The sequence below is a fragment of the Saccharopolyspora gregorii genome (genome assembly GCF_024734405.1).
Classification (GTDB): domain Bacteria; phylum Actinomycetota; class Actinomycetes; order Mycobacteriales; family Pseudonocardiaceae; genus Saccharopolyspora_C; species Saccharopolyspora_C gregorii.
The window spans coordinates 2100426-2114062 of sequence record NZ_CP059556.1; the positions used below are offsets into that span (position 1 = coordinate 2100426).

General features: G+C 72.4%; 12 protein-coding genes. 7 read left to right on the forward strand and 5 right to left on the reverse strand.

From position 1 onward, the window contains the following. The 3 genes from H1226_RS08985 to mptB form a co-directional block, all read right to left on the reverse strand. Positions 1-723: an ABC transporter permease gene (locus H1226_RS08985; RefSeq protein ID WP_224957726.1), complete on the reverse strand. Its 723-nt coding sequence runs from the start codon at positions 721-723 to the stop codon at positions 1-3. A gap of 131 nt (positions 724-854) precedes the next feature. Further along, a complete protein-coding gene (locus H1226_RS08990) occupies positions 855-1796 on the reverse strand; it encodes an ABC transporter ATP-binding protein (protein ID WP_373690071.1) in 942 nt (313 codons plus the stop codon). Positions 1797-1846: 50 nt separating this feature from the next. Beyond that, positions 1847-3580, reverse strand: a complete 1734-nt coding sequence (gene mptB / locus H1226_RS08995) for a polyprenol phosphomannose-dependent alpha 1,6 mannosyltransferase MptB (RefSeq protein ID WP_309148796.1) — start codon at positions 3578-3580, stop codon at positions 1847-1849. 130 nt (positions 3581-3710) lie between these two features. Between mptB and H1226_RS09000 the strand changes: the two genes are divergently transcribed. Genes H1226_RS09000 through H1226_RS09030 form a run of 7 tightly spaced genes read left to right on the forward strand, consistent with a single transcriptional unit; the run spans position 3711 to position 10242 of the window. Then, on the forward strand, positions 3711-4562 hold the full coding sequence (locus H1226_RS09000) for a helix-turn-helix transcriptional regulator (RefSeq protein ID WP_224967061.1): 852 nt from the start codon (positions 3711-3713) through the stop codon (positions 4560-4562). Next, on the forward strand, positions 4559-6022 hold the full coding sequence (sufB, locus tag H1226_RS09005; RefSeq protein WP_258348370.1) for a Fe-S cluster assembly protein SufB: 1464 nt from the start codon (positions 4559-4561) through the stop codon (positions 6020-6022). The genes H1226_RS09000 and sufB overlap by 4 nt, the downstream gene beginning before the upstream one ends. Position 6023: 1 nt before the next feature. After that, on the forward strand, positions 6024-7214 hold the full coding sequence (gene sufD / locus H1226_RS09010) for a Fe-S cluster assembly protein SufD (RefSeq protein WP_258348371.1): 1191 nt from the start codon (positions 6024-6026) through the stop codon (positions 7212-7214). 48 nt (positions 7215-7262) lie between these two features. Then, positions 7263-8036, forward strand: a complete 774-nt coding sequence (gene sufC, locus H1226_RS09015) for a Fe-S cluster assembly ATPase SufC (protein ID WP_224957672.1) — start codon at positions 7263-7265, stop codon at positions 8034-8036. After that, the gene (locus H1226_RS09020; RefSeq protein WP_224957671.1) at positions 8033-9334 is read left to right on the forward strand and encodes a cysteine desulfurase; all 1302 of its coding nucleotides are present in this window, start codon (positions 8033-8035) and stop codon (positions 9332-9334) included. The genes sufC and H1226_RS09020 overlap by 4 nt, the downstream gene beginning before the upstream one ends. An 18-nt stretch (positions 9335-9352) precedes the next feature. Then, positions 9353-9814, forward strand: coding sequence for a Fe-S cluster assembly sulfur transfer protein SufU (gene sufU / locus H1226_RS09025; RefSeq protein ID WP_224957670.1), 462 nt, complete (start codon positions 9353-9355; stop codon positions 9812-9814). After that, complete coding sequence (locus H1226_RS09030; protein WP_224957669.1) at positions 9811-10242, forward strand: metal-sulfur cluster assembly factor; 432 nt, start codon at positions 9811-9813, stop codon at positions 10240-10242. The genes sufU and H1226_RS09030 overlap by 4 nt, the downstream gene beginning before the upstream one ends. 134 nt (positions 10243-10376) lie before the next feature. Here the strand turns inward: H1226_RS09030 and H1226_RS09035 are convergent, their stop codons facing one another. Continuing rightward, entirely contained in the window at positions 10377-12167 is a 1791-nt protein-coding gene (locus tag H1226_RS09035; protein ID WP_258348372.1) for a GGDEF domain-containing protein, read from the reverse strand. A gap of 181 nt (positions 12168-12348) precedes the next feature. Next, entirely contained in the window at positions 12349-13551 is a 1203-nt protein-coding gene (locus H1226_RS09040; protein ID WP_258348374.1) for a lycopene cyclase family protein, read from the reverse strand. Between the last annotated feature and the right edge of the window lie 86 nt (positions 13552-13637).

Sequence of the window (13637 nt, forward strand, 5' to 3'; positions counted from 1 at the left end):
TCAGGTGAGCCGAGTGGTGCGCACCGCCAGCGCCCCGGCCGCCGCGGCCCACGCCACCAGCACCAGCAGCGGCTGCCAGCCCGGCAGCGCCGCGTGCTCCAGCGCCGCCTCCAGCGAGGTGGCCAGCGCACCCGAGGGCAGCAGTCCGGCGATCGCGCCCACCGGGCCCGGCAGATCGCTCATCGGCAGCGCCAGCCCACCGGCCAGCAGCAGCACGAACCAGATCGCGTTCGCCACCGCCAGCACGATCTCCGCCCGGAACGCGCCGCCCACGAGCACCCCGGCCGCGCCGAAGGCGAGGGTGCCCAGCACCAGCAGCGGCAGCGCCGCCACGATCCCCAGCGGGCTCGGCGTCCAGCCCAGCAGCGCGGCCGTGATCCCCAGCAGCACCGCCTGCAGCGCCACCACCAGCAGCGTCGCCAGCACCCGGCCGCTGATCAGCGTCCAGCGCGGCAGCGCCGTCGCGGACAGCCGCTTGAGCACCCCGTAGCGGCGGTCGAAGCCGAGCGCGATGGCCTGCCCGGTGAACGCGGTGGACATCACGGCCAGCGCGAGGATGCGCGGCGCCACCGAGTCCACGCGCGGTTCCGGCACGGTGCCGATGTGCAGCGTGCTCAGTCCGATCAGCAGCGCCAGCGGGATGATCAGCGTGAGCAGCGCCTGCTCGCCGTGCCGGATGATCAGCAGCGCTTCGATCCGGGTGTGCGCGGCGAGCATCCGCAGCGCCCGTCCGCGTCCCGGGGCGGGCGCGAAGGTGCCCGCGGGGAACCGCTCGCCGGGGCGCGGGGCGTCCCGGTCGTCGCGGGCGAGTCCGGTCCCGGCGGTGCCGGTCCCCGTCTTGGCGGCGCCGTGGTTCACGAGCGCAACTCCCGTCCGGTGAGGTCGAGGAACACGTCCTCCAGGCTGCGCCTGCTCACCCGCAGCTCGTTGGCGAACACGCCGTGCCGCGCGCACCACGCGGTCACGGTGGAGACCACCTGCGGGTCGATGGTGCCGCGCACCACGTACCGGCCCGCGCGCTGCTCGACGGCCTCGTAGCCCTCGGGCAGCGCGGCCAGCAGCAGGCCGAGGTCGAGCGCGGGCTCGGAGTGGAACTTCAGCTCCTGCCTGCCCTGCGGGTCGGCGGTGAGCTCGGCGGTGGTGCCGTCGGCGACGGCGCGCCCGTGGTCGACGATGACGACCCGGTCGGCGAGCGCCTCGGCCTCGTCCATCAGGTGCGTGGTCAGCAGCACGCCGACGCCGTCCCGGCGCAGCGCGGCGACCAGGTCCCACACCAGGTGGCGGGCCTGCGGGTCGAGCCCGGCGGTCGGTTCGTCCAGGAACACCAGCTCGGGGCGGCCGACGAGCGCGCAGGCCAGCGACAACCGCTGCTGCTGTCCGCCGGAGAGCCGCTTGTACGGGGTGCGCCCGGCGGAGGTGAGCCCGAGGACGTCGAGCAGCCAGCGCGGGTCGATGGGGTCCGCGGAGCAGGTCGCGACCAGCTCCAGCATCTCGGCGGCCCGCACGCCCGGGTAGGCGCCGCCGCCCTGCGGCATGACGCCGATCCGGGGCCGCAGCCGTTCGCCCTGGGTGGCGGGATCGAGCCCGAGCACCCGCACCGTTCCGCCGTCGGGCCGCTGGAAGCCTTCGCAGATCTCGACGGTGGTGGTCTTGCCCGCGCCGTTGGGTCCGAGCAGGGCGAGCACGCTGCCGCGCGGCATCCGCAGGTCGAGCTCGTCGACGGCGGTGGTGTCGCCGAAGCGCTTGGTCAGCCCGCGCACGTCCAGCGCGTCACCGTCGGCGGCCGGTTCCTCGATCACCGGGCCGGGCGTGGGGGTGCTCGCGGCTTCGTTCACGACGTCCAAGCCTATGACGTGACGGGGCGCTCATCCGCCCGGGTCGGCAGCAGCGGCGGGACCTTGCCGCGCACGAGCCACAGCAGGATCCCGAAGGCGAGGATCGAGGCGATGACGGCGAACGGCACCTGGTAGGCCCGCAGGATGTAGGCGGCCCCGGTCGGCGGGACCACGAGCGCGACGATGGAGCAGATGGTGGCCGCGCCGATCCGGAACCGGTGGTCGTTGGTGGCCAGCGACAGCGGCACCACCATCCACAGCAGGTACCAGGGGTGCAGCACCGGCCCGAACACGGCGAGCGTGCCGAGGGTGATGCCGAGCGCGGCCAGCGGTTCGATCCGGCCCTTGAACGACAGCCACAGCAGCCGCACGCACACCAGCCCGGTGATGGCGTATCCGAAGATCTTGGTGATGACCAGCATCGAGTTGGTGTGGTTGCCGAGGCCGAGCAGCATGCCGACCCCGCCGCCGGTCATGCCGAACGCGGTCATCGGCGCCAGCCAGGTCTTGATCCGGTTCGGCACGTCGTAGGTCTCGATCCAGCCGAGGCCCCAGCCGCTGGCCACGGTGATGATCGTCATGGTGCCGAGCATCAGCACGGCGAGCACGGCGGCGACGCCGACGAGGTCGCGCATCCGCCCGCCGCGCCTGCGGGCCACGTAGATGCCGAAGAAGCCGAGGGCCACGAAGCCGGGCGGTTTGATGGCCCCGCCGATGCTGAGCAGCACCCCGGCGACGACCACGCCGAGCGGTCCGCGCCAGCGCAGCCCGAGCTCGATGGCGGCGAGCATGATCCCGACCAGCAGCGCCTCGTTGTGCGCGCCGCTGACCACGTGGAACAGCGTGATCGGGTTGGCGGCCGAGAGCCACAGCGCGGCCACCGGGTGCACCCCGCAGCGGGCGGCGAGCCGCGGGATCGCCCAGATCGCCAGCATCAGACCGATGATCATCACGACCCGCCAGAGCAGCACGCCGAACACGACGTCGTCGCCGATGACGCGGCCGAGGTGCTGGCCGAAAAGCAGGAACAGCGGACCGTAGGGCGAGGGCGTGTCGCGCCAGATGTTCGGCACGTTGGCGACCAGCGGGTGGTCCACGCCGAGCGCGGTGCCCGGTCCCAGCGTGTACGGGTTGATGCCCTGCGCGGCCACCGCGTTCTGCGCCAGGTACGTGTACATGTCGGTGCTGAACAGCGGCGGCGCGACGGCCAGCGGCAGCCCCCACATGACGATGGTGCGGTCCATCTGGGTGCGGCTGACCATCCGGTCCCGGCCGGGCCAGGACAGCTTGCCGAGCCAGAGCCACGCGGTGACGACCATGAGCATGCCGAGCCAGGCGCAGGCCATGGCGACGGTGGGGATGCGCGCGGGCAGCCCGAGCAGCCGGACTCCGATCAGCGGGTTGTCGACGGGAGCGGCGCCCGCGCCGATGGCGCCGAAGGCGAGCACCAGCGAGCCGGTGGTGCCGAAGCGGCGGACCAGGTCGAGCTGGCGGCGTTCGGGCGCGTCGAGCGGGGCGGGCTGCGCGGCGGGCGCGTCGCCCGCGTAGGCGGTGTCGCTGCTGGGTGGGGCGTCGGCGACCCGGGTGGTGCCGCATCCGTCCTGCTCAGCGCCGGTCGGTGCGGTCGCGGCGGCGTCCCGCGACCGGGTCGCGCCCCGGGGGGTGGTGCCGTCGGCCGGGGTGCCGGAGGTCGCTGACTCGCCCGGCCCGGCTTCGTCCTGCTGGTTCGTCTCGCCTGCGCCCACGGCACCGAAGCTTAGGGCAGCCGGTGGGCGGCCCGTCCCGCCGTCGCACAACCGCCGTTCGGGGTGATCCGGGTCACGTTGGCGGACCTGCGGTCTGGTGTGCCGGAGCTAAATAGGTAACATCGGTGTTGTGAAAAACGCCGGAACGCCACCTCCGGCTGCGGCCGCCGACTCGGGAGCCGCAGCCCCGGGTGCTGGTGCGCCGTCCGGGGACGGGCGGACCCGGCACTCGGTCGCCCGCCTCCTGCTGGAGCGCGGGCCGATCACCGCCGCGGCGGTGGCCGAAGCCCTCGGGCTCAGCTCGGTCGCGGTGCGCAGGCACCTCGACGCGCTGGTCACCGAAGGCGAGGCCTACACCAGGGAGTCCTCCGCCCGGCAGCGCCGGGGGAGGGGCAGGCCCGCGAAGCTGTTCCTGCTGACCGAGGTCGGCCGGGCCAGGTTCGGGCACGCCTACGACGACCTGGCCGTGGCGGCGCTGCGGTTCATCGCCGACACCGACGGTGAGCAGGCGGTGCGGGAGTTCGCGCGCAAGCGCATCGCCGCACTGGTCGCCCACCACCGGGAGGCGCTGGCCGCCGCGCGGACCAGGGCCGAACGGGCCGAGGTCCTCGCCGGTGCGCTGACTCGCGAGGGCTACGCTGCCTCGACGCGCAGCGTGGCCTCCGGTGAGCAGCTCTGCCAGCACCACTGCCCGGTGGCGCACGTCGCTGCGGACTTCCCGCAGCTGTGCGAAGCCGAGACGGAGGCCTTCGCCGAAGTCCTCGGCACCCACGTGCAGCGGTTGGCCACCATCGCCAACGGCGATGCGGCCTGCACGACGCACGTACCGCTCACGCGGTCCGAGCGAACCGCCGATCGCGGCCCGGAGACCCAGGTCATCCCGGCATCCGCGTCGGCCGAAACCGATCCGGCCGCCCACGACCGGTCCCAGACCGACGGGCGGCAGACCGCCCCGATTCCTGACGGAGGGGAGTCCGTATGACTGCCGCTGCCGAGCAGCGCACACCCACCACGGCGTCGAACAACTCTGGCCAGCTCAGCCAAGAGGAGACGCTGGCGACCCTGGGCAACTACGAGTACGGCTGGGCCGACAAGGACGTCGCGGGCGAAGGCGCGCGACGCGGGCTCAACGAGGACGTCGTCCGGGAGATCTCGGCCAAGAAGGACGAGCCGGAGTGGATGCTCCAAGCGCGGCTGAAGGCGCTGCGGCTGTTCGAGCGCAAGCCGATGCCGAACTGGGGCGCCGACCTGTCGGGCATCGACTTCGACAACATCAAGTACTTCGTGCGCTCGACCGAACAGCAGGCCCAGAGCTGGGAGGACCTGCCCGAGGACATCAAGAACACCTACGACCGGCTGGGCATCCCGGAAGCGGAGAAGCAGCGGCTCGTCGCCGGTGTCGCCGCCCAGTACGAGTCCGAGGTGGTCTACCACAAGATCCGCGAGGACCTCGAGGAGAAGGGCGTCCAGTTCCTGGACACCGACACCGCGCTGCGCGAGCACCCGGAGACCTTCAAGGAGTACTTCGGCTCGGTCATCCCGGCCGGGGACAACAAGTTCTCCGCGCTGAACACCGCGGTGTGGTCCGGCGGCTCGTTCATCTACGTGCCGAAGGGCGTGCACGTCGACATCCCGCTGCAGGCCTACTTCCGGATCAACACCGAGAACATGGGCCAGTTCGAGCGGACGCTGATCGTCGTCGACGAGGACGCCTACGTCCACTACGTCGAGGGCTGCACCGCCCCGATCTACTCCAGCGACTCGCTGCACTCGGCGGTCGTGGAGATCGTGGTCAAGAAGGGCGCTCGCTGCCGCTACACGACCATCCAGAACTGGTCGAACAACGTCTACAACCTGGTCACCAAGCGGGCCAAGGCCGAAGAGGGCGCGACCATGGAGTGGGTCGACGGCAACCTCGGCTCCAAGGTCACCATGAAGTACCCGTCGGTGTTCCTGATGGGCGAGCACGCCAAGGGCGAGGTGCTCTCGGTGGCGTTCGCCGGTGAGGGCCAGCACCAGGACGCGGGCGCGAAGATGGAGCACCTGGCGCCGCACACCTCCTCGACGATCGTCTCCAAGTCGATCGCCCGCGGTGGTGGCCGCACCTCCTACCGGGGTCTGGTCAAGGTCGCCAAGCGCGCCAACCACTCGGCCTCCACGGTCAAGTGCGACGCGCTGCTGGTGGACACCATCAGCCGCTCGGACACCTACCCGTACGTCGACGTGCGCGTCGACGACGTGTCCATGGGCCACGAGGCCACCGTCTCCAAGGTCAGCGACGACCAGCTGTTCTACCTGATGCAGCGCGGCCTGACCGAGGACGAGGCGATGGCGATGATCGTGCGCGGCTTCGTGGAGCCGATCGCGCGGGAGCTGCCCATGGAGTACGCGCTGGAACTGAACCGCCTGATCGAGCTGCAGATGGAAGGGGCCGTCGGCTGACATGACGAGCACCACTGACACCGCCGACGCCCAGCACGGCCTGACCGAACACTCCCACGGGGGTGCGGTCGTGCCGCAGTCCTCCCGCGGCGAGCGCTTCACCTCCTACGACGTCGAGGCCTTCGAGGTCCCCGGCGGCCGCGAGGAGGACTGGCGGTTCACCCCGATCAAGCGGCTCAAGGGGCTGCACGACGGCACCGCGAAGGCGACCGCCTCGCTGAACGTCGAGGTCGAGGCGAGCGCCGAGGTCGCGGTCGAGACCGTCGGCCGCGACGACGAGCGCCTCGGCAAAGGCGGCGTGCCCGCCGACCGGATCGCGGCGCAGGCCTGGAGCTCCTTCGAGCAGGCCACCGTCATCACCATCCCGAAGGACGTGCAGCCGGCCGAGCCGGTCAGCGTCGTCGTGCACGGCCCCGGCGAGGGCGAGACGGCGTTCGGGCACATCCAGATCCGCGCCGAGCGGTTCGCCGAAGCGGTCGTCGTCCTCGACTACCGCGGCTCCGGCGTGCTGGGCGAGAACGTCGAGTTCGTCACCGACGACTCCGCCCGGCTCTCGGTCGTGTCCGTGCACGACTGGGCCGACGACGCGACCCAGGTCAGCTCCGAGCACGCCTACCTGGGCCGGGACGCGGTGTTCCGGCACCTGGCGGTGACCCTCGGCGGCGACCTGGTCCGGGTCAACACCACGATCACCTACGGGGACAAGGGCGGGGACGCCGAGCTGCTCGGCCTGTACTTCGCCGACGCGGGCCAGCACCTGGAACACCGGATGCTGGTCGACCACGCGCAGCCGAACTGCCGCAGCAACGTGCTCTACAAGGGCGCGCTGCAGGGCGACGCGGCGCACTCGGTGTGGATCGGCGACGTGCTGATCCGGGCCGCGGCCGAAGGCACCGAGACCTTCGAGCTGAACCGGAACCTGGTGCTCACCGAAGGCGCCCGCGCCGACTCGGTGCCGAACCTGGAGATCGAGACCGGTGAGATCGAAGGCGCCGGTCACGCCAGCGCCACCGGCCGGTTCGACGACGAGCAGCTGTTCTACCTGCAGGCCCGCGGCATCCCGAAGGAGCAGGCCCGCCGACTGGTGGTCCGCGGCTTCTTCGGCGAGATCCTGCAGAAGATCACGGTGCCCGCGGTCCGGGAGCGGCTGGAGGCCGCGATCGAGGCCGAGCTGGCCGTCGTCGGCGCCTGACGCCGCCCCCTCACTCCCTTTCCCCACGTACCAGGAGAACACAGCACAATGGCCACCCTGGAGATCAAGGACCTGCACGGTTCCGTCCTCACCGAGGAAGGCGCCAAGCCGATCCTCAACGGCGTGAACCTCACGATCGACTCCGGCCAGATCCACGCGATCATGGGCCCGAACGGTTCCGGCAAGTCCACCCTGGCCTACGCCATCGCCGGGCACCCCAAGTACCAGATCGACTCCGGCTCCGTCCTGCTCGACGGCGAGGACGTGCTGGAGATGAGCGTGGACGAGCGCGCCCGCGCCGGCCTGTTCCTCGCCATGCAGTACCCGGTGGAGGTGCCGGGCGTGTCCATGTCGAACTTCCTGCGCACCGCCGCCGGTGCCGTCCGCGGTGAGGCCCCGCAGATCCGGCACTGGGTCAAGGAGGTCAAGCAGGCGATGACCGAGCTCGACATCGACCCGTCGTTCGCCGAGCGCAGCGTCAACGAGGGCTTCTCCGGCGGCGAGAAGAAGCGGCACGAGATCCTGCAGCTGGACCTGCTGGACCCGAAGTTCGCCATCCTCGACGAGACCGACTCCGGCCTGGACGTCGACGCGCTGCGCGTCGTGTCCGAGGGCGTCAACCGGTACACATCCAAGGGCGACAAGGGCGTGCTGCTGATCACGCACTACACCCGCATCCTGAACCACATCACGCCGGACCACGTGCACGTGTTCGCCGGCGGCAAGGTCGTCGAGTCGGGCGGGCCGGAGCTGGCCGACGAGCTCGAGAAGAACGGCTACGTGCGGTTCACCGGCAAGAAGGAGGCCGTCGCGCAGTCATGACCGCTCAGCCCCTCACCACTGCCGGTGCGGCCGCGGGCCCGCTGGACGTCGCGGCGATCCGCTCCGACTTCCCGATCCTGGGCCGCACGATCCGCGATGACCGGCGCCTGGTGTACCTGGACTCGGGGGCGACGTCGCAGCGCCCCCGCCAGGTGCTGGACGCGGAGCGCGCCTTCGTCGAGACCTCCAACGCGGCGGTGCACCGCGGTGCCCACCAGCTCGCGGAGGAGGCCACCGACGCCTACGAGGACGCCCGCGCCAAGATCGCCCGCTTCGTGGGTGCCGGGGTGGACGAGGTCGTGTTCACCAAGAACGCGACCGAGGGCGTCAACCTGGTCGCGTACGCGATGAGCAACGCCGCGACGTCCGGTCCCGAGGCGGAGCGCTTCCGCCTCGGCCCGGGCGACGAGGTCGTGGTCAGCGAGATGGAGCACCACGCGAACCTCGTGCCGTGGCAGGAGCTGTGCCGCCGCACCGGGGCGACGCTGCGCTGGTTCGGCGTCACCGAGGACGGCAGGCTCGACCTGTCCGACGTGTCCGCGGTGATCACCGAGCGGGCCAAGGTCGTCGCCGTCGCGCACCAGTCCAACGTGCTCGGCACGGTGAACCCGCTCGACGAGGTCGTGGCGCGGGCGCACCAGGTCGGCGCGCTGGTCGTGCTCGACGCGTGCCAGTCGGTGCCGCACGCGCCGGTGGACTTCGCCGAGCTCGACGTGGACTTCGCGGTGTTCTCCGGGCACAAGATGCTCGGGCCCTCCGGGGTCGGCGTGCTCTACGGGCGGCACGAGCTGCTGCGCGCGATGCCGCCGTTCATCACCGGCGGGTCGATGATCGAGATGGTGCACATCGACCGCGCCACGTTCGCCGAACCGCCGCAGCGGTTCGAGGCGGGCGTGCCGATGACCTCCCAGGTCGTCGGGCTCGGCGCGGCCGTGGACTACCTGTCGGTGGTCGGCATGGAACGCATCGCCGCGCACGAGAAGAAGCTGGCCGCGGCGGCGCTCGACGAGCTGTCGGCGATCGACGGGGTGCGCATCATCGGCCCCGCCACCACCGAGGCCCGCGGTGCCACGGTCGCGTTCGTGGTCGAAGGCGTGCACCCGCACGACGTCGGCCAGGTGCTCGACAGCCAAGGCGTCGAGGTGCGCGTCGGTCACCACTGCGCGTGGCCGCTGCACCGGGCGTTCGGCGTGCCCGCGACGGTCCGCGCCAGCTTCTACCTGTACAACGATCTGGACGAGGTCCGGGCGCTCGGGGAAGCTGTGCGGGAGGCCCAGCGTTTCTTCGGTGTCGGGTGAACGGCTGAAGGACGTGTGATGCAGCTCGAACAGATGTACCAGGAGATCATCCTGGACCACTACCGCAACCCGCACGGGCACGGCCTGCGGGACCCGTTCGACGCGGAGTCCTCGCAGGTCAACCCGGTGTGCGGGGACGAGGTGACGTTGCGGGTCCGGCTGGCGGGCAACGGCCTCGACGCCACCGTCGAAGACGTCTCCTACGAGGGGCAGGGCTGTTCGATCAGCCAGGCCTCGATCTCCGTGCTCACCGACCTCGTCGTCGGCAAGTCGGTGAAGGAGGCGATGGGCAGGCAGGCCGCGTTCAGCGAACTCATGCAGGGTCGCGGCCAGGTCGAACCCGACGAGGACGTCCTGGAGGACGGCATCGCCTTCGCGGGGGTGGCGAAGTACCCGGCGCGCGTGAAGTGCGCGTTGCTGGGCTGGATGGCTTTCAAGGACGCCGTTTCGCGCGTCGTCGACGAAGTGGGAGCGTCATGACAGACCGAACCCAGGTGCAGGACGAGCAAGCAGCCGCGGGCGAGGCCACCGACGTGGCGCGCGGCGCCGAGAACCTGCCGGAGCCCCCGGCTCCGGCCGCGGAACTCGCCGCGCTCGAAGACGTCGAAGAGGCGCTGCGCGACGTCGTGGACCCCGAACTGGGGATCAACGTCGTCGACCTCGGCCTCGTCTACGACGTGCGCGTGGAGCAGGACAACAGCGCCACGGTGGACATGACGCTGACCTCGGCGGCCTGCCCGCTGACCGACGTGATCGAGGAGCAGGCCCGCTCCGCGCTCACCGGCGGTCCGGGCGGCGGCCTGGTCAGCGACTTCCGCATCAACTGGGTGTGGATGCCGCCGTGGGGCCCGGAGAAGATCACCGAGGAGGGGCGCGAGCAGCTGCGCGCGCTCGGCTTCACCGTCTGACCCGGACCGAACCGGTTCGCAGCGCGGCCCCCGGCGGGACTCCGGTCCCGAGCCGGGGGCCGCCGCGCGTTCCGGGGTCGGCAGCCCGGGGGCCAGCCGCCGGAGTCGGCAGCCCGTGGATCGGCAGCCCGGGGTCAGCGCAGCCGGGACTGCGGCCGGCGCCGGTCCGGGTCGTGCGCCGGGAAGATGCCGCCCGCCGGGTCGTCCGGCACGGCGAACGGCTGCGGCGCCGGTTTCCCGCGCAGCACGTCCACGTGGTCCGAACCCGGGCGCGACATCACCCAGCTCGACCCGGTGAGGTCCTTCGCGCGGTGCTTCAGCGGCGCCAGCAGCCGGGACGCCTCGTCGTAGCCGGTCACGGTGCTCTGCGTGCACACCAGCGTCGCCAGCGACAGCGTCACCGGCACCCCGCCCGCCTCCCGCGGCGGGTCCAGCAGCAGCTCGGACAGCGGTACCAGGTCGTCCAGGTCGGCGACCAGCAGGAAGTCGTCGCCGCCGACGTGCCCGACGCGCACCGACGGCAGCGAGGTCGCCGCATCCGTCAGCACCCGCCCGATCGACCGGATCAGGTCGTCCCCGGCGGAGAACCCGGCGCCGTCGTTGACCGACTTGAACTCGTCGATGTCCAGCCAGCTCACCGCGAACACGTCCCCGGCGGCGATCCGCCTGCCCACGTCCCTGGCGATGGAGTCGCTGCCGGGCAGCCTGGTCAGCGGGTTCAGCGCCGCCGCCTCCTCCACCTTCAGGTCCGCCATGCCGCGGATGAGGTGCCCGGCCCGCACCGCGCCCAGGCAGCGGCCGGACTCGTCGACGACGATCGCGTCGTCGTACATCCGGTACTGATCGGACCGGGTGACCAGGCTCAACGCCTCGATGGCGGTGGTCGCGGTGGTGACCACGCGGGGTTCGTCGGCCAGCCGCGAAGCCGGGCGCTTCGCGTGCAGCGCGTGCCCGTACGGACCGGTGACGGCGAGCAGGAACCGGTTGCGGTCGATGGTGTACTGCGGCCGGTTGTGCTCGTCGACGAGCACGACACCGCTGATCTCGGGGTGGTCGGCGAGCACGCCGCGCACCTTGTCGGCGGTCGCGTCCACCGGCAGCAGCGTGGCGGGGGAGAGGAACTCGGTGACCCGCGGGCCGGCCGCGAGCGTGTTCACCGGCTGCCCGGCCGGGTCGGTGACCTCGGCGGCCACGCCCGGAACGGTGATCGTGGTCGGAGGCCGGCGCGCGGGCGGGGCCAGCAGGTTGCCCTGCACCAGCCGCACCCCGGTGCGCCGCAGCGCCGAGAGCTGCCGGTCGTTCTCCACTCCTTCGGCGACGAGGTCGGCGTCCGCGGCCTCGCACAGGTGCCGCACCGCCTCCAGCACCGCCCGGCGCGCCGCCGAATCCGGCAGGCCGCTCACCACGCCCCGGTCCAGCTTCACCATGCCCGGTTCCATGTCGGCGATGAGCGCCAGCGGCACGTCACCGTCGCCGACGCCGTCCACCGCGATCTGGAAGCCGTCGGCCTTGAGCGCCTGCACGCCCTCCACCAGCTGGCCCGGATCGAGGCGGGCGAACGGCGGGCCGATCTCCAAGGTCACCTCGTGCTCGCGGCGGCCCACCTCGTGCAACCGCTCCCGCAGCCGTTCGATGCGGGGCAGGTCGTGGGTGACGGTGCCGCCGAAGAGGTTGAGGTGCAGCGGTAACAGCGTCTCGTGGTCCGCGGCCGCGGTCACGGCGCTGCGCGCCAGCTCGACGTCGAGCTCGGTGAGCCTGCGGTGCCGGGCCGCTTCCCGGAACAGGCCGTGCACGTCCCCACCGGTGGGCCGGGCGAGGGCCTCCACCGCCACGATGGCACCGGTCTTGACGTTGATCAGGGGCTGGAACGCGAAGCGCACTTCGTTGACCAGCGCGAGCACGGGGTCGATGCTGCCTGCACTCATGGCTCTCCATCGAGCGGGTTCACGACCTGTTCACCGACATCTCAGCTGCTCCTCGTCTGGGGACGGGGGGTTGCCGGACGCCAACCTAGCGCGACGAACCGTCCTCGGGCACCCAGCTCGCCCACCCGCTGTGGGGACCCACACAGCGTTCTGACGTGCGGGTCGTGGCGTGCGGTACCGCTCAGAGACCGCCGAAGCCGTGCTGCGCCTCGCCGCCTCCGGGGCCGAATCCGCCGGTCACGAGCCTACGCCGGACGGACCAGGGGGAGCGGCGGAACAGCGCCGTCATCACCGCCGCCGTCCGGGCGGGGTCGTGGTCCGCCGCGAGGAACACGGCCTGGTCGGCGTCGGGCAGCGAGAAGAACACGTCGAAGAACTCGGGCACCAGTTCCGGCGGGAACGCCAGCAGCGCGCGCAGCGCCCGCCTGCGCAGCCCGTGCACCGCGACCGCGCGCGGCGGCCAGGAGATCGCCCAGGCCGCCTTCGACGCCTTCGCCGGACCCGCGCTCAGGCCCGCGCTGAGCGCTCCCGCCAGCCACGGCGCCTGCCGCAGCGCGGCGGCCACGCTGAACCCGCTGGCCGGGTGCACCAGGCCACCGGAGGCGCCGAACGCCACGACCCGGCCCGGCAACGGCACCGGATCGTCCACCGGGAACCGCACCCGCTCCTCGACGGCCCCGTCGGGCACCTCGATGCCCGCCGCCGCGAGCCTGCCGTGCAGCCGGCGGCGCAGCAGCGCCAGCGGCAGCGACGGCCGCCGCGCCAGCGAGGTCTCCTCCAGCAGCACCGCGCCGCCGCCGAGCCGCACGCAGTACAGGAAGGTCGGCCAGCCGCCTCGGGTGTCGGGCGCGGACCGCCAGTCCATGAACACCCCGGACCCCGGCGGGCACAGCGGTTCGGCCGCAGCCGAGTCCAGCACCACGCCCACCGCGGACTGCTGGGCCGCGGTCCGCGCCGGGCGGCCGCCGGAGAGCACCCGCGCCGCGCCGGAGGCGTCGACGACGAGGGCGGCGGCGAGCCGCCTGCCGTCCTTGAGGTGCACCGTCGATCCGGTCGGGCCGTGCTCGGCGCCCACCACGCGGCCCGTCACGTCCTGCACGTCGGGTCGCCACAGGTGCTTCCACAGCGCGGTGTTGTCCAGCACGGCGTAAGGCCGGTCCAGTTCGTGGCGCGCGGTGCCGTAGGCCAGCATCGAGCCGGTCACGGCGGCGAGCGCGTCGCGCGGGACCGACGCGGGCAGTTCGTCGACCCAGGAGCCGTAGGTCTGCCCCCAGCCGCGCCGCGGCGCCGGATCCACCACGGTCGTGTCCAGCCCGGTGTCGGCGCAGGCCGCGGCCACCGCCCGTCCGGCCGGCCCCGCCCCCACGATGAGCACGTCCACCACGGTGGCATCAGATCACGACCGGTGCGGGTGCCGCCGCTCGGCCGGGGCGGCTTCGACCACGCGCCGCGGGTTCCGGTGGTTCCGCG